15 protein-coding genes and 1 other RNA gene are annotated in these 18679 nt (G+C 71.1%); 5 read left to right on the top strand and 11 right to left on the bottom strand.

The window, feature by feature from the left end:
* Positions 1-47: 47 nt before the first annotated feature.
* Complete coding sequence (locus tag ACQEVG_RS03945; RefSeq protein ID WP_432977035.1) at positions 48-668, bottom strand: hypothetical protein; 621 nt, start codon at positions 666-668, stop codon at positions 48-50.
* Between the two features lie 209 nt (positions 669-877).
* Complete coding sequence (locus ACQEVG_RS03940) at positions 878-1843, bottom strand: LysR family transcriptional regulator (protein WP_432977032.1); 966 nt, start codon at positions 1841-1843, stop codon at positions 878-880.
* A gap of 84 nt (positions 1844-1927) precedes the next feature.
* Here ACQEVG_RS03940 and ACQEVG_RS03935 point away from each other — a divergent pair, with 84 nt between their 5' ends.
* Entirely contained in the window at positions 1928-3265 is a 1338-nt protein-coding gene (locus tag ACQEVG_RS03935; RefSeq protein ID WP_432977029.1) for an MFS transporter, read from the top strand.
* 71 nt (positions 3266-3336) lie between these two features.
* Complete coding sequence (locus ACQEVG_RS03930; RefSeq protein WP_432977026.1) at positions 3337-3759, top strand: hypothetical protein; 423 nt, start codon at positions 3337-3339, stop codon at positions 3757-3759.
* A 65-nt stretch (positions 3760-3824) separates the two neighbouring features.
* On the opposite strand, the gene ssrA is transcribed toward ACQEVG_RS03930, so the two are convergent.
* From ssrA to ftsE, 5 genes are all read right to left on the bottom strand, one after another.
* Positions 3825-4209, bottom strand: a transfer-messenger RNA (tmRNA) gene (gene ssrA, locus ACQEVG_RS03925).
* Between the two features lie 90 nt (positions 4210-4299).
* Positions 4300-4779: an SsrA-binding protein SmpB gene (gene smpB, locus ACQEVG_RS03920; RefSeq protein WP_432977023.1), complete on the bottom strand. Its 480-nt coding sequence runs from the start codon at positions 4777-4779 to the stop codon at positions 4300-4302.
* Between the two features lie 18 nt (positions 4780-4797).
* On the bottom strand, positions 4798-5952 hold the full coding sequence (locus ACQEVG_RS03915; protein WP_432977020.1) for a S41 family peptidase: 1155 nt from the start codon (positions 5950-5952) through the stop codon (positions 4798-4800).
* Between the two features lie 67 nt (positions 5953-6019).
* The gene (ftsX, locus tag ACQEVG_RS03910; protein ID WP_432977017.1) at positions 6020-6937 is read right to left on the bottom strand and encodes a permease-like cell division protein FtsX; all 918 of its coding nucleotides are present in this window, start codon (positions 6935-6937) and stop codon (positions 6020-6022) included.
* Between the two features lie 9 nt (positions 6938-6946).
* Positions 6947-7636, bottom strand: a complete 690-nt coding sequence (gene ftsE, locus ACQEVG_RS03905) for a cell division ATP-binding protein FtsE (RefSeq protein ID WP_266475950.1) — start codon at positions 7634-7636, stop codon at positions 6947-6949.
* Positions 7637-7885: 249 nt separating this feature from the next.
* Here ftsE and ACQEVG_RS03900 point away from each other — a divergent pair, with 249 nt between their 5' ends.
* The gene (locus ACQEVG_RS03900; RefSeq protein ID WP_432977013.1) at positions 7886-8089 is read left to right on the top strand and encodes a hypothetical protein; all 204 of its coding nucleotides are present in this window, start codon (positions 7886-7888) and stop codon (positions 8087-8089) included.
* A 90-nt stretch (positions 8090-8179) separates the two neighbouring features.
* Here ACQEVG_RS03900 and ACQEVG_RS03895 read toward each other — a convergent pair whose 3' ends face one another.
* The 4 genes from ACQEVG_RS03895 to ACQEVG_RS03880 all read right to left on the bottom strand — a co-directional run bounded on the left by ACQEVG_RS03895 (position 8180) and on the right by ACQEVG_RS03880 (position 13418).
* On the bottom strand, positions 8180-8854 hold the full coding sequence (locus ACQEVG_RS03895; protein WP_432977010.1) for a hypothetical protein: 675 nt from the start codon (positions 8852-8854) through the stop codon (positions 8180-8182).
* A 266-nt stretch (positions 8855-9120) separates the two neighbouring features.
* The gene (gene prfB, locus ACQEVG_RS03890) at positions 9121-10227 is read right to left on the bottom strand and encodes a peptide chain release factor 2 (RefSeq protein WP_432977007.1); all 1107 of its coding nucleotides are present in this window, start codon (positions 10225-10227) and stop codon (positions 9121-9123) included.
* Between the two features lie 59 nt (positions 10228-10286).
* Complete coding sequence (locus ACQEVG_RS03885; RefSeq protein ID WP_432977004.1) at positions 10287-11561, bottom strand: serine/threonine-protein kinase; 1275 nt, start codon at positions 11559-11561, stop codon at positions 10287-10289.
* 222 nt (positions 11562-11783) lie between these two features.
* The gene (locus ACQEVG_RS03880) at positions 11784-13418 is read right to left on the bottom strand and encodes a serine/threonine-protein kinase (protein WP_432977001.1); all 1635 of its coding nucleotides are present in this window, start codon (positions 13416-13418) and stop codon (positions 11784-11786) included.
* A 450-nt stretch (positions 13419-13868) separates the two neighbouring features.
* Here ACQEVG_RS03880 and ACQEVG_RS03875 point away from each other — a divergent pair, with 450 nt between their 5' ends.
* Together ACQEVG_RS03875 and ACQEVG_RS03870 are read left to right on the top strand one after the other, a co-directional pair.
* The gene (locus ACQEVG_RS03875; protein ID WP_432976998.1) at positions 13869-17156 is read left to right on the top strand and encodes an FHA domain-containing protein; all 3288 of its coding nucleotides are present in this window, start codon (positions 13869-13871) and stop codon (positions 17154-17156) included.
* Positions 17157-17318: 162 nt separating this feature from the next.
* A complete protein-coding gene (locus ACQEVG_RS03870; RefSeq protein WP_432976995.1) occupies positions 17319-18677 on the top strand; it encodes an ABC transporter substrate-binding protein in 1359 nt (452 codons plus the stop codon).
* Positions 18678-18679 lie beyond the last annotated feature (2 nt).

Raw genomic sequence — 18679 nt, 5'->3', positions numbered from 1 at the left:
CGAGACCTGGGCCGCCGGTGAGCGGCCCTGCGGTCGGGGGTTGTCATCTAGAGCGCGCCTTCTTGCACTGGTGGCTCGGTGGGGTTGCCGCTGGGTCCGGGATCGGACGGCGTGGCTCCGGAGGGGCTGGTTTCCGGCTCGGGGCCGGGGTCGCTGCTGCCGCCGCCCGGCGGTGTGGAGACCGAAGTACCGCCGCCGGGCCGGGTACCTCCGCCGGTGGGCTTGGGGGCTGCGGAGCCGGAGACGCCCGGTCCCGGGGCGGCCGAGGCCCCGCCCGCGATACCGGTGGACGCACCGACAGAGGGTTGCGGCAGCAGTGCGCCGGTGGAGTCGGTGGGCGTGGGTGCGCCGGGTACGGAGCCGGGGGTGGCCCCAGCGGTGGCGCCACCGCTGGGGTCGGGCTGGATCTGGACGGTGTCGGTCCGCTCCTCGTCGTCCTGGCCGAGACCGGGGAGCAGGGGCGCGGCGGAGTTGCCGCCGAGGAGGGCGGCGACCAGCGTGATGGCGTAGCAGGCACAGGCGACGGCCAGCAGCCAGCCGACGCGGCGGAACTTCTTGCTGCGACGGCCGCTCTCGTCGACGAACACCGGGCCGTCGGAACTCTCCTGAGGAACAGAGGCGGCCGGCTCCCCCAACGTCCTGCCTCGGACGTCGAGTTGTACCGTCACCTCGCTCGGCTCATACGCATGCCCTATATGAGCATCCTCACGCCAATTTTTCACAGTTGTACGCACACCCCCCACAGACCTGAAATAGCGGGTGCGCTTTCAATTGGCCTGATCTCGACGAGCTGGGTCCCCACCCAACCCGAGCGCCCCCTACCACACCCACCCGGACACTGAATGTAGCGCACGCCGGTGACACACGTGCCCGTGTGTCAGTTGTTGTCACACATCAGCGACATATCGGCTTCGGGCAGCCAGTCGTCAGGGTCATGTTCCAGCCACCCCTCCTCCGTCGCGAGCCGCGCCGCCGCTGACCGCAGCGCGTCCAGGCCCGGATGAGAGATCCCTTTACGCCACACCATGGAAAGTGGCGACAGCGGTACGGGATCGACGATCGGGCGCAGCACGCAGTCCGGCATCGCGGGGAAATCCACGACCGCCAGGACCGGGTTGCGGGTCTTCGCCATCACCCGCCGGAACTCCTCGACGCCCACGGCCACGGGCGCGGGCGGCGCGATCTCGATGCCCCGCCCGGCGAACAGCCGCCGCGCCAGGTCCGTCCACTCCAGGGTTCGCGGATTTCCTGCACCGGCATATACGCACTCACCCGCGAGCGCGTTCAACGGAATCCGCTCGCGGGCGGCGAGCGGGTGGTCCTGGGGCAGCAGCACGGCCATCGGCTCGTACCGCACCGGCTGCTGGGACAGCAGCGCCTGTACGGCGGGGTCGAGTCCCGCGAAGCGCCCGAAGGAGACATCGAGCCGCCCGCCGACGATCTCGGCGGCGGCTCCGGTAAGACCACTCTCGAAGCGGGCCATCAGCTCGCACTCCGGCGCGAGTTCACGCGCCCGGGCCAGCACGCGGCCCGAGGCCATGCCCGCGCTGTTGAGGTCGACGAGCAGGGGCCGTGAGGCGCCTGAGGCGGCCGCGAGGAGATCGTCCTGCGCCTCGAGCACCCGCCGGGCGTACGGCAGCAGCCGCTCGCCGTCGCCGGTGAGGGTCACCTGCCGGGTGGTCCGCACAAACAGCTCGACGCCCAGCTCCCGCTCCAGCCGCCGGATATCGCGGCTGAGGGCCTGCTGCGCGACGTAGAGGCGGGCGGCGGCCCGGGTGAAGTGCAGTTCGCCGGCGGCGACGACGAAGGCGCGGAGCAGACGGGGGTCGATGTCTCGGGGCACGCGGCCGAATTTACAACGCGGGTGCGTCAATGGGGGTTGAGCAGGTGTTGGACGGTGTGGGAGGGCCGCGGCGAGGGTTGCCCCATGCCGCAATCAACCGACGCCCCGCAGCCGCCCACTGCCGCCTGCGGCGGGCCTGTTCCCCACCCTCCGGCGGAAAATCAAGCCCCGCCGGCGTTTGAGGCGCGGGGCCCGGGGCGGAGCCCCGGTTACGGGAAGAGGCGGGGTGGGGGCAGGCCCCGCAGGCCCGGACGCCTCGCACCCTACCGCCGGCTCTTCGAGCCGCACGGCGCCGCCGCGTTCACCCTCGGCAACCTCATCGCCCGCCTCCCCATGGGCATGTTCAGCGTCAGCGCCGTCATCATGATCGCCGGGTCCCGCGGCTCGTACGCCCTCGCCGGGGCCGTCACCGCGACCGGGCTCGCCGCCACCGCGCTCGTCGCGCCGTGGACCGCGCGGCTCGTGGACCGGTACGGGCAGGCCCGGATCGCCGTGCCCGCCACCGCGACCGCCGCGCTCGGCTCGCTCGCGCTGCTGCTGTGCGTTCGCCTCGGCACGCCCGACTGGACCCTCTTCGCCGCGTACGCGGCCACCGCCACCACCCCCAACACCGGCGGCATGTCCCGGGCCCGCTGGGCCCACCTCCACAAGGGCGACCCGGCCGCCCTGCACACCGCGAACTCCTTCGAACAGGCCGCCGACGAGCTCTGCTTCATGCTCGGGCCGGTGCTCGCGGCCTTCCTTTGCTCCGCGCTCTTTCCGGAGGCGGGCACCCTGACGGGCGCGATCCTGATGATGACCGGCGTGCTGATCTTCGCGGCCCAGCGTTTCACCGAGCCCCCGGCCGGCCCGCGCCGGGCCGGTGCCCGCTCCCCGCTGCGTACGCAGGGCATGGCGCCGCTGCTCGCGGTCTTCCTCGTCACGGGCGCGGTCTTCGGTGCGCTGGAGGTCACGACACTCGCCCAGCTGGACGGTCCTGTAGCGGGGCTGCTGCTCGCGTTGCAGGCCGCCGGGTCGTGCGCGGCCGGCCTGCTGTACGGATCGGTCCGCCCCGCCCGCAGCCTGCCCGGCCGGCTGACCGGCTGTCTCGGCGCCATGACCGCCCTGATGACGCTGCCCCTGCTCGCGGCCGGCACGGGCTCGGTGCCCGTCCTGGCCCTCGCCCTCCTGCTGGCGGGGGCGGCGACGGCGCCGACCATGGTGACGGGCATGACCCTGGTGCAGCGGCTGACCCCGCAGGACAGCCTGAACGAGGGCATGACGCTCGCCGTCACCGCGATCCTCGGCGGCATCGCGGCCGGCTCGGCGACGGGCGGCGCGGCGGTGGACCGGCTGGGCGCGGCGTACGGCTACCTGGTGCCGGTCTCGGCGGCGGCGGCAGCGCTGCTGGTCGCGTCGGCAGTCAGAGCCCGGCTGTCATGAGCACGGGCCCGAGGCGGTACGCTGCACCGCCCCCGGAAGCGGGGGCCTACGTTCCGCTCAGGGGAGGGCCCATGGCCATCAAGAAGGCAACCATCCAGCAGCAGGTGGCTGCTGCGATTGCACAGGCCAATCCGGCCGACCGGCCGATCGTCACCATCCAGGCCATAGCGGGCCCCAGCGTGTGGCTGATGAGCATGCTCGGCCTGATCGGGCAGGCCTTTCTGACGTACTACTTCATCACCGTGACCGAGCAGGCCGTGGTGGTCCACAAGGCGGCCAGGATGAGCAACCGCCCGCAGGAAATCGCCTTTGCCCTGACGCCGGCCGAGGTCACGGGAATGATCGGTGAGATCAAGCGCAACGCCGTCTGGAGTTCGTTCCGCTTCCAGCTGCCCGGCCAGCCGCAGCCGACCCGGATGAATGTGCACCGCATCTGGCGCACCGAGATGGATCAGCTGCTCGGCGTGCTGACCGGCTACCAGCCCACGGCCTGACCAGCGCGTTCTCCATGACAAAGGCCCGGCTGTCGTGACAGCCGGGCCGTTGTCTCACATGGGATGAGTGGAGATGGCGGGAATCGAACCCGCGTCCAACGGTGCAGAATCAGGGCTTCTCCGAGCGCAGTCCGCTTCGATTTTCTCGGCCCCGGAGATCTCGCGGACAAGTCTCCGACGGGCTCAGTCACTGTTTGATTTCCCTCTACGCCCCGTGACCGGGCTTAGAGGTTTAGTTCCCTAGCTGATGCCAGGATCCGGGTCGGGAACAGCCCCGGGCTGACACCCGAAGGCCTTCGCTAGCTGCTAATTAGGCAGCGAGCGCGAAGGCGCGGGAATCGCTCTTGGAAGTGGCGATTATTGGTTGCGACATATGGTTAACGAGATCATTGCCGCTTCCTCGGCTCGCTTCCCCTGCTTCGACATCCGCTGTCGAAACCGATCATCCCCATGTTGATTTTTCAAAACACGCACCCGCTGTGAGGTGCAGGTGCCATCGTACGTGACCAACGCACGACGGTGCCAGCCTATTCCTGCCGATCAGGCCCGCTGGCGCTTCTTCGCAGCCGAGACGGCACGGTCCGTCTCGCGCCGGTCCTGCTTCTCGCGAAGCGTCTGCCGCTTGTCGTACTCCTTCTTGCCCTTCGCCAGCGCGATCTCGACCTTCGCCCGGCCGTCCTTGAAGTACAGCACCAGCGGCACGATGGTGTGGCCGGTCTCCTGCGACTTCGACTCAAGCTTGTCGATCTCGGCGCGGTGCATCAGCAGCTTCCGCTTGCGCCGCGCGCTGTGGTTGGTCCACGTCCCCTGCGTGTACTCCGGGACGTGCACGTTGTGCAGCCACGCCTCGTGGGCGTCGATCTGGACGAAGCCGTCCACCAGCGAGGCCCGCCCCTGACGCAGCGACTTCACCTCGGTACCTGTCAGCACGAGACCGCACTCGTAGGTGTCGAGGATGGTGTAGTCGTGCCGCGCCTTCTTGTTCTGCGCGATCAGCTTGCGCCCTGTTTCCTTAGCCATAGTGCGGTCATTTTCGCACTAAGACCCGCCCCCGAGGCCACTCAATACCGTCTCGGCCCTCTTCTCGGCCCCCTCGCTCGCCGCGAGGTCCGGAGTGATGCCCCGGCCGTCGACGCTGTGGCCCGCCGGAGTGCGGTAGTGGCCCACGGTCAGCTCGGCGACCGAGCCGTCGGGCAGCGGGCTGGGCATCTGCACCGAGCCCTTGCCGAAAGTGCGCGAGCCGACCGTGATCGCCCGGCCGCGGTCCTGCAGCGCCCCGGTGACCAGCTCCGCCGCGCTCATGGTGCCGCTGTCGACGAGGGCGACGACGGGTCTGGCGGTGTCCCCGCCGGGTGTCGCGTACAGGGCGCGCTGCTCGCCCCTCATGTCGTACGTCGCGACCAGACCGCCGTCCAGGAAGGCCGATGCGGCGGTGACGGCCTCGGCGACCAGGCCGCCCGCGTTGCCGCGCAGATCGAGCAGGACGCCGGCGCCCACGGGGGCGTCCCGGACCGCGTCCTGCACCCGCGCGCCCGAGCCCTTGGTGAAGGAGGCGACCTTGATCACGACGGCCCCGCCCGCCAGCTGCCGAACGGTGACCGCCTCGGTGGTGAGCGTGGTGCGCAACAGCCGCTCCGTCCATCCGCGGCCGTCCCGCTCCAGGCCCAGCGTGACGCGGGTCCCCTTGCCGCCGCGGAGCAGCGCCACCACGTCGGTCACGGGCCGGTTGTCGACCCGGAGGCCGTCGACCGTACGCAGCCGGTCGCCAGCCCTGATGCCCGCCTTGTCGGCGGGGCCGCCGCGCTGGACCCGGGCGACCTCCACCCGACCGTCGGCCGCGCGTCTCGCCGTCAGGCCGACGCCGATGTACTCGCCGTCGAGGGCCTGCTCGAACTCCTCGTACTCGCTCTTGTCGTACACCGCGCCCCAGCGGTCCCCGCTGCGGCTGACGACGGCCTCGGCCGCTTCCGTACCGGACTTGCCGTCGGCCATCGCCTCGGCCGCGGCACGGACGACATCGTCGCGGTCGACGGTCGCGGCTGCGGAACCGGCGGCAAGGGGGGGCGATTTCTCGTCCTCGTGCGGCAGGGAGTTGGTGGCTGCCCCGGTGGCGAGCACGCTTGCAAAGACCAATGCCAGGGCCGCCCCGCCGCGGATGCGGCGGGGCCGAGAACAGAACTCCGGGCCCGGCATGGCGACCACTCTAGGACAAGCAAACGGCGCCGTACGGCCGTTGACCGGACGGCGCCAGGGGTGCTTGTCACACCTTGAGGTACTTGCGCAATGCGATGAAAGCCGCAACAGCGGGCATCAGGAGGCCGATCGCGAGCACCAGCGGCAGCTTGGTGAGAACCGCGTCCCAGCCGATGAAGTTGACCAACTGCATCTTCTGGGAGAGCGCGAGGCCATGGTCGATCATGAAGTACCGGCCGACCAGCAGCATGATGCAGGCCACACCGCCGCCGAGCAGCCCGGCGAAGGCGGCCTCCATGATGAACGGCATCTGGATGTAGAAGCTGGAGGCTCCCACCAGCCGCATGATTCCGGTCTCACGCCTACGGCTGAACGCCGAAACCCGCACGGTGTTGACGATCAGCATCATGGCGATCACCAGCATGAGGCCCATCACGCACAGGGCGGCGATTCTCATGCCGTTCATCAGGTCGAAGAGGTTCTGCAGGATGTTCCGCTGGTCCTGGACGGATTGCACCCCGTCCCGACCGGCGAAGGCCGTTGCGACGACCTTGTACTTCTCCGGGTTGTCCAGCTTGACCCGGAACGACTCCTGCATCTGGTCCGGCGTGATGGTGGAGGCGATGGGTGTGTCGCCGTACTGCTCCTTGTAGTGCTTGTACGCCTCTTCGGCCGACTCGCGCTCGACGGACGCGACGACGTCCATCTTGTTGAGATCGGCCTCGATCTGCTGCTTCTGCTGCGCGGTGACAGCTCCCTTGGCGCACTTGGGAGAGGTCGCCGCGTCGTTCTTGTTGCAGAGGAAGATCGAGACGTTGACCTTGTCGTACCAGTAGTCCTTCATCGTGCTGACCTGCTCACGCATGAGCAGCGCACCGCCGAAAAGGGCGAGCGAGAGGGCTACGGAGACGATGACGGCGAAGGTCATCGTGAGATTGCGGCGGAGACCGACGCCGATCTCCGACAGGACGAACTGGGCGCGCATGGCGTCCTTTCAGTGCTGGTAGCCGTAGACGCCGCGTGCCTGGTCGCGTACGAGACGGCCCTTTTCGAGCTCGATGACGCGCTTGCGCATCTGGTCGACGATGTTCTGGTCGTGGGTCGCCATGATCACTGTCGTACCGGTCCTGTTGATGCGGTCCAGCAGCTTCATGATGCCGACGGAGGTCTGCGGGTCGAGGTTGCCGGTGGGCTCGTCCGCGATCAGCAGCATGGGCCGGTTGACGAAGGCCCGCGCGATGGCGACGCGCTGCTGCTCACCACCGGAGAGCTCACCGGGCATCCGGTCCTCCTTGCCGCCGAGGCCGACGAGGTCGAGGACCTGGGGCACGGCCTTGCGGATCTCGCCGCGCGGCTTGCCGATGACCTCCTGTGCGAACGCCACGTTCTCCGCGACGGTCTTGTTGGGCAGCAGCCGGAAGTCCTGGAAGACCGTCCCGAGCTGGCGGCGCATGTGCGGCACCTTCCAGTTGGACAGCCGGGCGAGGTCCTTGCCGAGGACATGCACCAGGCCCTGGCTGGCGCGCTCCTCGCGCAGCACCAGCCGCAGGAAGGTCGACTTTCCAGAACCGGACGAGCCGACGAGGAAGACGAACTCCCCCTTCGCGATGTCGAGTGAGACATCGCGCAGCGCGGGGCGGCTCTGCTTGGGGTAGGTCTTGGAGACGTTGTCGAATCGGATCACGGGTGCACCACGGTCGGCCGGGAGTAGGTGTGCGAGACATTACGCGAAGCGGGCTGGCACGTGCAGTCAGCGTCGTGGATTGCGCGTTTTGTCGGGTCGTGGAACGGGTGCAACCCGACGGGGCGCGCCGAAAAGCGCGGGAGCTGGCACAGTGGTACGGGAACAGTTGCGTTTTCCTGAGCGTTGTCGGTAGAGAACTGTGCTTACGGTCCGCATGTGCGGCTCCGACGCGCGGGAGGAGAAGAGCGCATGACCTACGACCGACTGGTGTGCGCCAACTGCGCGGCCCCCGTCATCGAGGGCCGATGCCCGGTCTGCCGGGCCAACCGCGAGCGGCTGCAGCAGGAGGGCCCCTTCGGCGGCCTGAGCCCGGCGGCTCTGCTGACCCTGCTGGTGGTGCTGATAGCGGCGGTGGTGCTGCTGGCCACGCACCAGACCGCTTGGGCGGCATAGACCACGCAGGACGTACGGCGTACGGCGTACGCAAAGGAGGGCCCGGGGTGCTGAAGCGCACCCCGGGCCCTCCTTTGCGAGCTATCTCACTCAGGCGATGGTGCGACCGCCACCGACGAGGCGCGGCAGCATACGGAAGCCGATGCCACCGGCGATCATCGTCGCGGCACCGATGAGCAGGAAGGTGGTCTCGGCGGCGCCGGTCTCCGCCAGCTCCTCCTTGGCCTTGCCCTGCTCGACCGGCTTGGAGCCGGCGCTGTCGGTGTCGGTGTTGTCGGCGCACTTGGCACCGTCGAGGTCGACGGTGCAGGTGCCGGCGTCGCCGTCGTCACCGTTGTTGCCGCCGTTGACGTTGCCCGGGTCCGTCGGGTCCTCGGACGGGTCGGCCGTGGGCTTGCCGGGCTTGTCGGGCTTGCCGGTGGGCTTGCCCGTCGGCTTGTCCGTGGGCTTGCCGGTCGGCTTGTCCGTGGGGAGATCCGTCGGGACATCGGTGGGAACGTCAGTGGGGAGATCCGTCGGGACGTCGGTGGGGACGTCGGTCGGAATGTCCGTCGGGATCGTCGTCGGGTCCTCGGTGGGGTCCTCGTCGATGCCGATACCGGCGTCGATGCTGTTCCCGTCGGCGTTCGCCGACACTCCGAGGGGACCGACGTTGATGTCGACACCGACGGCCGAGGCGGCGCCCGCGGCGGTCAGCGACGCACCGGCGGCGATCACCGCGCCGGCGGCTATTCGCGCCACACGGATCCGCGTCTTCTTGGTCATCTGGCTGCTACCCCCAGTAGCTAATTGTCAATGGAGCAGCGTCCGGGGCAGCCGTTGCTGGGGAGTTGAGTTCTCCCCCGTTCACACGCGCCCCAGAGATACGCATGCCGCGGGCCACCTTTCCCACTTTTCGCGGACGCGTCAAGCTGGTTGCGCGTGCGATGTCCGGTATGAGGGCGGTTGCCTGACCTGCGAGGATGCAACTGTGACATACAAGGGAACTGCCGCCCCCGGGGCGGCAGTTCCCTTGTCGACAAAGCGTCCTGCTACTTCTCCGTCTGCTTGCGCCAGCGAATTCCGGCTTCCAGGAAGCCGTCGATCTCACCGTCAAGTACCGACTGCGGGTTGCCCACTTCGAACTCCGTACGCAGGTCCTTGACCATTTGGTACGGGTGCAGGACGTACGAACGCATCTGGTTTCCCCAGGAGTTGCCGCCGTCACCCTTGAGGGCGTCCATCTTGGCCTGCTCCTCCTGGCGGCGGCGCTCGAGGAGCTTGGCCTGCAGGACGTTCATCGCGCTCGCCTTGTTCTGGATCTGCGAGCGCTCGTTCTGACAGGAGACGACGATGCCGGTCGGGATGTGCGTGATGCGGACCGCGGAGTCGGTGGTGTTGACACCCTGACCGCCGGGGCCGGAGGCGCGGTAGACGTCGATGCGCAGCTCGGTCTCGTCGATCTCGACGTGGTCGCTCTGCTCGACGACCGGCAGCACCTCGACACCCGCGAAGGAGGTCTGGCGGCGGCCCTGGTTGTCGAACGGCGAGATGCGCACCAGGCGGTGGGTGCCCTGCTCGACGGAGAGCGTGCCGTAGGCGTACGGCGCCTTCACCACGAAGGTGGTCGACTTGATGCCGGCCTCTTCCGCGTACGACGTCTCGTACACCTCGGTCGAGTAGCCATGGCGCTCGGCCCAGCGCAGATACATGCGCTGCAGCCGCTCCGCGAAGTCGGAGGCGTCGACGCCGCCGGCCTCGGCGCGGATGTTGACCAGCGCCTCGCGCTCGTCGTACTCGCCGGACAGCAGCGTGCGCACTTCCATCTCGTCCAGCGCCTTGCGGACGTCGGTGAGCTCGGACTCGGCCTCGGCGAGGGTGTCCGCGTCGTCCTCCGCCTCGGCGAGCTCGAAGAGCACGGCGAGGTCGTCGATCCGGCTGCGCAGTGCCTCCGTCTTGCGGAGCTCGGCCTGGAGGTGCGACAGCTTGCTGGTGATCTTCTGCGCCGCGTCCGGGTCGTCCCAGAGAGACGGGGCCGCGGCCTGCTCCTCGAGCAGGGCGATATCTGCCCTCATCTTCTCGAGGTCCAGGACGGCCTCGATCGACCCCATGGTCGAGGAGAGGGACTTCAGCTCTTCGGATACATCGACGACTGCCACGCCCCCCAGCGTAACGGCATGCAGCGACACCCCGACCCGTCAGGCCCTGCCCGGCCGGCCTACGGTTCCGCCGGACTGGACTGCTTCGAGTCCTGCGGGGGCGCGTCCCCGCCGTCGTCGCTCGTGGCCAGCCAGCCGCCGACGCCCACCGCCGCCGCCACGGCGAGGGCCGCGACGCCCAGGGTGATACGGCGCTTGCGCACCGCTTCGGACTTGTGGCGGGCCGAACCCGGGCGGCGCTGGCCGGGGGCGCGGGGGGCGCGGGCCGTGCCGCGGGCGCCGCCTGCGAGCTCGTCCGGGGCCGGGACCCGCATCGAGGTGTGGGTGTCACGGTTGGAGTCGGCGGGGGCGCCGCCGGGGACCAGCGGCACGGCGCCGCGGCGGCGGGGTTCGCCGGGGACCGCGGGGGCCACGTCCTCGTACGGCTGCTCCGCGGGCGGCTCGGCGTCCGGCTCGTCGACGTCCAGGGGCGGCATGCCCGCGAGCAGCGGGAGCAGGTCGTGCAGCCGGGCGCCGAGCTCCGAGGCGCGGAGCCGGGAGGCCGGGGCCTTGGCCAGGCACTGGACGATGAGCTGCCACAGCTCGTCGGGGATGCCCGGGAGCGGGACCACGGTCTCGGTGACATGGCGGCGAAGTACCGCGCCGGGGTGGCCGCCGCCGAAGGGCGTGAAGCCCGCGAGGAGCTCGTACAGAACGGTCGTGAGGGCGTAGATGTCGACCGCGGCCCGGGGCGGCAGCCCTTCGACGATCTCGGGGGCGACGTAGTCCGGCGTACCGATGATCCCCGAGGTGTTCGGGGACTGTCCCCCCGTGGGGCGCAGTGCCTTCGTGCGGCGCGGGGTGTCGATCAGTTTGGCGACGCCGAAGTCGGTGAGCACCGCCGGGTGGGATCCGGCGGGGCCGAGCGGGCCCTCCATGTCGAGGAGGATGTTCTCCGGCTTGACGTCGCGGTGGACGACTCCGGCGGCGTGGGCGGCCGCCAGGCCCTCGGCGACGTCGGCGATGATCGCGACCGCCGCCTCGGGGGCGAGGCGTCGCTCCCGGTCGAGGCGGGTGCGCAGATCGGTGCCGCGTACGAGGTCCATGACGAGCGCGAGGTCGTTGCCGTCGACGACGAGGTCGCGGACCGCCACGACTTTGGGGTGCTCGAGGCCGAGCAGGGCGGTGCGCTCCTGTACGAAGCGTCCGACCAGTTCCTGGTCGGACGCCAGGTCCTCGCGCAACAGCTTGATGGCGACGGGCCCTTCGGGTCCCTCGCCGAGCCACACCGTGCCGGCGCTGCCCCGTCCAAGGATCTGGTGGGCCGTGTACCGGCTGCCGATATTCCGTGCCAAGACTGCTCCCTCAGCGGCTGGCGTTGCCCGCTGTGTCTACCCGGGGGACAACCCCCGGACCCCCGGCCCGAAAAGCAGGCCGGGCACCGTGACCGACGGGGACACGCGAGGCGCACCTGAGTAACGTACGCGGGCATCCGGTGGCTGTGTGCCCCGGATGACGCCAACCTTCACTTCTGCGGGGGAAATCACGCCGAAGAAGTCGACAAATCCGCAGAGTCGCTACTGCCCGGTCTTCGGCGGGTCCGAACTGCCTCCGAGGTCCGAGATCCAGCCCGACACCTTCGAAATGCCGTCGCCGATGGCCTCCCAGTAGCTCTTGCCCTGGGCGATCCAGCCCTGGAGCGGGGTCAGCTCCCAGACCAGCCAGCCCGCGACGAAGATCAGGACCAGCGTGAACAGACAGCCCTTGAGGCAGCCGAGGCCCGGGATCCGCATCCTGTTGGGGTTGCGCTGCCTGGGCTGACGCGGCACGGGCTGCTGGGGCGGCGGCTGCGGGGGCGCGTACTGCTGTTGCTGCGGCGGTGGCGGGGCGTACCGCTGCGGCTGGGGGCGCTGCGGCTGCGGCGGGTACTGCTGCTGGTGCGGACGCTGCGGCGGCTGCTGCTGGGGCCGCTGCTGCTGGCGCTGCGGACGGCGGCGCAACGGGTCCTGGCTCGGGTCGAGGTACTGGACCTGAGTCTGTTCGTTGCGGTCGCGGGCCGCCTGCAGCTGCGACTGCCAGGGGTGCGGGTCCTCGGGGCGCGGGGCGTTGTCGGGACGCGGCTGGCCCGGGGGTACGGGGGGCATCACCGAGGTCGGGTCGGCGGCGCCGCGTGGCGCACCGGACTGCGGGAGGCCGGTCTGCGGCATGACGCTGGTCGCGGCGTTGGCGTCGTACGAACCGGCGTTGCTTTGCAGCACCTGCGTCGCGTCGGCCGAGCCGGGGGCCCCCGGGACCGGCGACGGGTCGGGCGCGAGCAGCGCGGCGACTCCGAGCGCGGCCTCCACCTGCGCGCTGGAGGAGTGCACGCCGATGCCGGCCGCCACGGTGCGCAGCCCGCGGGCGAGGTTCTCGGCGCTGGGCCGCTGGGCCGGCTCCTTGCGCAGGCACCGCTCTATGACCGTCCACAGCGGCTCGGGGACCGTGGTGGGGCGGCGCGGCTCCTCGCTCAGGTGGCGGTGGAGCACTTCGAGCGCGGTGCCGCCGGCGAACGGGGGCCTGCCGGTGACCAGTTCGTACAGCAGGATGCCCGCGCCGTAGATGTCGACGGCGGAGGTCTGCGGGCGGCCCTCGGCGGATTCGGGCGCGACATACGCGGGCGTGCCGACGAATTCATGCGTACGCGTCAGGCCCGGGGAGTCCGCGAGGCGCGCGATGCCGAAGTCGGTCAGCATCGGGTGCATCTGGCCGTCGGCGTCCGTCTTGAGCAGTACGTTCGCGGGCTTGAGGTCGCGGTGGACGACACCGTCGGCGTGGCTGGCGGCGAGCGCGTCCGCGATCTGGGCGGTCAGCAGAGAGGCGGCGACCGGTGTGAGGGGGCCGTTCTCGCGGAGGTAGCGGTGCAGGTCGGGGCCGTCGACCAGGTCCATGACGAGGGCGAGGAGATCGCCTTCGACGACGAGGTCGCGGGTGCGCACGATGTTCGGGTGGGTCAGGCGCAGCAGGACGGAGCGTTCGCGCAGGAAGCGCATCACCACGTCCGCGTCGTTCGCCAGCTCCTCCTTGAGGACCTTGATCGCGACGGTCTCGCCGGGCTGGCCCGCGACGGCCGCCTCGGCGCCCGCGGTCTCCCTCTGGCTCGCTCGCCAGACGGTGCCCGTGGCGCCGCGCCCGAGGGGCTCCTCGAGCAGGTACTTGCTGCCTACCGGCCGCACGTCATGTGCTCCCTGCTGATCGTGGTCCTTGCCCGGTCCGGAACCACTGTGCCCGGCCCGGGTGTCCGACCCACTTTAGTGCCGCCCTGCGGGCACCGGCGGGTCGTCGCCATGTCCCCTCTTCCGGCGGTGTTCGAAAAGAAGACGCGGGCATCGTACGGATGGTTGCCGCACTGTCGTGCAGCGAACGTCACTGTCGTTCCGGATCGGACCCCAACCAGGCATTTTTACGCCCAGAGCCGACCAATCAAGATCACTTAATCGCTGCTCCCGGGCGTGTTGTCAGTGTCAGGTGCGAGGATGCCCTCAAGCACGGAGTCGTGTGGGGGTGCCCTCTGGCGCGTCGGCGTTCAGGGGGGTGAACCGCGCGCGCCGTGCCGACCTACCGGGTGGGGGCGATCACAGGGCGGCTCCCGCCGGGTACCCGCGCAGAAGGGATTGCTGACGGCGATGCAGATCCGGCTGACCGTCCTCGCGCCGCGCGGCGGGCAATCCGCGGCGGGCTCCGCGGGGCGCGCCTCTGCGGTCGGGCGCGCGTGCGACGTACTGATCACCGCGCCTGCCGGGACGGCGCTGGCCGCGGTGGCATCCGGTCTGGCGGCGGCCGTCTCCGGGCCGGACGCCTCGGGAGCCGTCGTGCTCTACGCGGGCCAGGAGCGCCTCGACGCACAGCGCCGCACACTGGGCGAGCCGCCACTGGTGGACGGCGCGGTGCTCTCGCTGCAGTTCCCGGGCGAGGACGAGTCCCCGTGGACCGATGCGTGTGCGCAGCTCCATGTCGTGGCGGGCCCGGACGCGGGCGGGGTCCACCTGCTCCACGGCGGCCGGATCGACATCGGCCGCTCCGCCGAGGCGGACGTCCCCCTGGACGACCCGGACGTCTCCCGCCTGCACTGCGCGGTGACGGTGGCCGAGGACGGCCGGGTGACGGTGGCGGACCTCGACTCGACGAACGGCACGACCCTGGACGGCACAGCGGTGGGCCCGCGCCCGGTCCGGCTGCCCGCGGGAGCCTTGCTGCGCCTCGGGGAATCGACGCTGCGGCTGACGCAGGGCGCGAGGACGGCGGCGCTTGCGACGACGCCGGACGGCGAGGGGCATCTGCGGATAGACAGGGGAGACGGGGCGGACCCCGAGGGGGGCGCTCCGGGCGGGCACGCCTCCGCGCGCTCCGCCGCCGGTGGAACGCTCCCGGGCGGACTGACCCCTGGCGGGTCGGCCCCCGCCGGGTCATGGCACGGCGGCCCGAGCACCACCCCCAGCGGGTACGTCCCCGAGGGACCCGCCCAGCACGGCCCGGGGCCCGACGGCAGCGTCCCCGACGGGTACGTCCGCGGCGGCTCCGCCTCGGGCGCCCCGCAGGGCTCCACCCCCGGCGGGAGGCACCCGGCAGACAAATCCGGCGCTCAGCCCCGCGTGCCCGCCCAGTACGACCCCACCGCGCCCAGCGCGCCGACCAGTGCCGGGCACGGTGACTCCGGGACGCTCTATGCGTACGACTCCGACGCGACGCACTCCAGGGCCGCCGACAACCAGGAGCAGCCGGCCGAGGGCCACACCGGGGGCACGCCCGCCCGCGGGACCCGGCTGCCCGGCAGCGGGAGCCGCCGGCGGGGCATAGGTGCCTGGGCGCGACGGCTCGCCGGAGGGCGGGACGAAGGTGTGCCCGTGCTTCCGGCTCAGCCCGAGCAGGCGGCCCTCGCCGCGCCCGTCGCCGAGCGCTGGCCCGATCCCGCCGCGGTGCTGCTCACGGCGCTCGGGCCGGGGCCCCGGCTCTGGGAGCGGGGCCCGGCGCACCCCGAGTCGCTCGTCATACGGCTGGGCACCGCGGACCGGGCCGAGCTGCCCTCCGTGCCGGTGACCGTCGGATTGCGCGAGGCCGGTGCGCTCGGGCTCGCCGGGCCGCGGGCACGGCTGGCCGGGCTCGCCAGGTCCGCCGTCGCCCAGCTGGCCGCGCTGCACTCACCCGTGGACCTGGAGATCGTGCTGATCTCCACCGACCGGACCCGGAGCCTGGAGGAGCGCAGGGCGGAGTGGGCCTGGCTCGGCTGGCTGCCTCATCTGCGTCCCGCCCACGGCCAGGACTGCCGGCTGCTGCTGGCGTACGACCGGGACCAGGCCACCGCCCGCACCGCGGAGCTCACCCGCCGCCTCGACGACGGCCCGCTCGGCCCCGGCTGGCCGTCCGCCGACCGCAGATCGGTCGCCGACGCCGCCGCGGCGTACGAAGGGGCACGGACCGTCGTCATCGTCGACGGCGACCCCGGCTCGGCCGTGCTGCGCGAGACGACGGCCCGGCTGGCCGGAGCGGGCTGGGCCGCCGGGATCCATCTGATCTGCCTGGCCGAGACTCCGGCCGCCTCCCCGCTCTCCCCCGTCGACGCGACGTACGAGACCGCGTGCGCGGCCTCGCTCGCCTTCCGCGAGTGCGGAGCGGTCGCCCTGCTGAGCGGCGATGTGGCGACCGCGCTGCGCCTGATGCGTACGGCCGGCGGCCGGCCCGCTGGCCATGGCACGGTCGGCGCGGTGGATGCCGTCTCCGCGGCCTGGGCGGAGCGCTTCGGGCGCGCGCTCGCGCCGCTGCGCGCCGAGGGCACGGGCACGCACTTGAGCCGGGCCGCGGCACTGCCCCGGTCCGCGCGGCTGCTCGACGAGCTGGGTCTTGCCCGCGCCACCCCCGCCTCCCTGATGGCGCGCTGGGCCTCGGCCGGCGACGGCACGGTCGTGTTCGGCGCGGGCCCGCGCGGCCCCCTCGCCGTCGATCTGACCGACGAGGGCCCGCATCTGCTGATCGAGGGTCCGGCGGGCAGCGGCCGCACCGAGCTGCTGCGTTCCGTCGCGGCCTCACTCGCCGCCGCGGGCCGCCCCGACCGGCTCGGCCTGCTGCTGGTCGACGGCGCGGGCGGCGAGCGCGGCGAAGGACTCGCGGTCTGTACGGAACTCCCGCATGTCACCGATCACTTGGTGGCCAGCGACCCGGTCCGGATGCGGGCCTTCGCCCAGGCCCTGGGAGCCGAGCTGAAGCGACGGGCCGAAATGCTGGCCGGTCTGGGCTTCGCCGAGTGGCACAACCAGCGCGAGGTCGCGGACCGGATGGTCGGCCAGCGCCCGCCGAGCGCCGCCGAGCAGCGCGGCGACCTGGACTCCTCCTCCAGCGGCACGCTTCGGCTGCGCCCCGGATCCCGTACGACGGCCCAGGAGCCCGCCCCCCTGCCCCGCCTCGTGGTCCTGGTGGACGACTTCGACGCGCTGGTCGCTCCTGCGCTCGGCAGCCCCGGGCGCCCCGCGGCCGGTTCGGTCGTACGGGCGCTGGACGCCGTGGCCCGGGACGGCGAGCGGCTGGGCGTCCATCTGGTGGCGACGTCCGCCCGCCCCGACCGCACCGCTGATACGGAGATCGCACAGGGCGCGCGGCTGCGTGCCGTGCTGGACGCGCCGCCCGCGTCGCCGGGACCGGAGGCCCCCGCTCCGGGGCGCGGCAGGCTGGGGCATCCGGACGGCCGGGTGACACCGTTCCAGAGCGGCCGGGTGACCGGACGCATTCCGCGTACGGCGACCTTGCGTCCCACTGTGGTGCCGCTCGAGTGGGACCGGATGGGTGATCCGCCCACCCGTCGGCCCGTGCGTGAACTGGGCAACGGGCCGACGGACTTGGCGCTTTTGGCCAGTGCCCTGGAGCGAGCTGCACGATCCGTGGACGCCGCGCCGCTGCCTCCGCTCTCGCCGGCCCACCCCTGACCGACGGCCCACTGCCGCCAATTGACCTGACATCACGTCACAAGGCCATCACGAAAGGCTTGTTGACGGCTGGTGCGGTATTGCGACACCCGGAGACCGGGCGTACACCTGTCGGTCAGTGGGAACGCGCACGGGACAGCGCACGGAAGAGACGGGGCAGTGATGCGCACAACTCTTCGTACGGGCAGGGCCGCAGTGGTGTTCGCGGCCGTCGGCGCACTCGCCATGACCGGCTGTGGCGACAACAAGGACGACAAGGCGAAACCGGGCGGGGTCAAGGGCAAGGAGTCCGCCTCGACCGTCCAACTCCCCAAGCTGAACGGCGAGAAGATAGAAGTATCCGCCGTCTGGAGCGGCCCTGAGCAGGAGAACTTCACCAAGGTCCTCAAGGAGTTCGAGAAGCGGACCGGCGCCACGGTCACCTTCGTCCCGGCGCAGGACCCGATCGTCAACTTCCTCGGTACGAAGATCGCGGGCGGCGCTCCCCCCGATGTGGCGATGCTCCCCCAGGTCGGCGCGATCCAGCAGGCCGTACAGCGCAAATGGGCCAAGCCCGTCGGCGCGGAGGCGAAGGCGCAGCTGGCGAAGAACTACTCCAAGGGCTGGCAGGACCTCGGAGCGGTGAACGGGACGCAGTACGGCGTCTACTACAAGGCCGCCAACAAGTCCCTGATCTGGTACAACAACGCCGCCTTCGAGAACGCGGGCGCGAAGGAGCCGAAGACCTGGAAGGACTTCCTGTCGACCGCCGAGGCAATCTCCGCCTCGGGCGTCACACCCGTCTCGGTCGCAGGCGCGGACGGCTGGACGCTCACCGACTGGTTCGAGAACATCTATCTCTCCCAGGCCGGCCCCGAGAAGTACGACCAGCTCGCCCAGCACAAGATCAAGTGGACCGATCCGTCCGTGAAGAGCGCGCTGACCACGCTCGGCGAGCTCTTCGGCAAGCCGGCGCTGATCGCGGGCGGCGCGGACGGCGCGCTGCAGACGGAGTTCCCGGCCTCGGTCACCCAGACCTTCACCGGGGGCGACCAGCCCAAGGGCGCGATGGTCTTCGAGGGCGACTTCGTGACCGTCAACATCGCCCAGACCGACGCCGAGATCGGTACGGACGCGAAGTTCTTCCCCTTCCCCGCGGTCGGCGCGCAGCCGCCGGTGGTGACGGGCGGGGACGCGGCCGTGGCGCTGAAGGACAGCAAGGGCGCGCAGGCGCTGCTGACCTTCCTCGCATCCCCGGACGCGGCCAGGATCTCCGCGCAGTCGGGTGGCTTCCTGTCCCCGAACAAGGCCCTGGACCTCGCCGCATATCCCAATGATGTGCAGCGCGGTATCGCCAAGGCACTGATCGCGGCGGGCGACGACTTCCGCTTCGACATGTCGGACCAGATGCCGCAGTCGTTCGGCGGCACGCCCGGCAAGGGTGAGTGGAAGGCTCTGCAGGACTTCCTGAAGAGCCCGAAGGACGTCGCGGGGGCCCAGCAGAAGCTGGAGTCGGACGCGGCCAAGGCGTACAAGAGCTGACG

Origin of the sequence: Streptomyces sp. CA-135486 (assembly GCF_050936555.1) — a bacterium.
Classification (GTDB): Bacteria; Actinomycetota; Actinomycetes; order Streptomycetales; family Streptomycetaceae; genus Streptomyces.
The sequence above is the reverse complement of the archived record's forward strand: the minus strand, read 5'-3'. Positions and strand labels throughout refer to the sequence as shown.

Excerpts from the sequence above, each read along its gene's own strand:
- smpB (WP_432977023.1), bottom strand. The coding sequence starts at position 4,779 with ATGGCTAAGGAAACAGGGCGCAAGCTGATCGCGCAGAACAAGAAGGCG.
- ACQEVG_RS03895 (WP_432977010.1), bottom strand. The coding sequence starts at position 8,854 with ATGACCAAGAAGACGCGGATCCGTGTGGCGCGAATAGCCGCCGGCGCG.
- ACQEVG_RS03900 (WP_432977013.1), top strand. The coding sequence starts at position 7,886 with ATGACCTACGACCGACTGGTGTGCGCCAACTGCGCGGCCCCCGTCATC.
- ACQEVG_RS03930 (WP_432977026.1), top strand. The coding sequence starts at position 3,337 with ATGGCCATCAAGAAGGCAACCATCCAGCAGCAGGTGGCTGCTGCGATT.
- ACQEVG_RS03935 (WP_432977029.1), top strand. The coding sequence starts at position 1,928 with ATGCCGCAATCAACCGACGCCCCGCAGCCGCCCACTGCCGCCTGCGGC.
- ACQEVG_RS03875 (WP_432976998.1), top strand. The coding sequence starts at position 13,869 with ATGCAGATCCGGCTGACCGTCCTCGCGCCGCGCGGCGGGCAATCCGCG.
- ftsX (WP_432977017.1), bottom strand. The coding sequence starts at position 6,937 with ATGCGCGCCCAGTTCGTCCTGTCGGAGATCGGCGTCGGTCTCCGCCGC.
- ACQEVG_RS03870 (WP_432976995.1), top strand. The coding sequence starts at position 17,319 with ATGCGCACAACTCTTCGTACGGGCAGGGCCGCAGTGGTGTTCGCGGCC.
- ACQEVG_RS03915 (WP_432977020.1), bottom strand. The coding sequence starts at position 5,952 with ATGCCGGGCCCGGAGTTCTGTTCTCGGCCCCGCCGCATCCGCGGCGGG.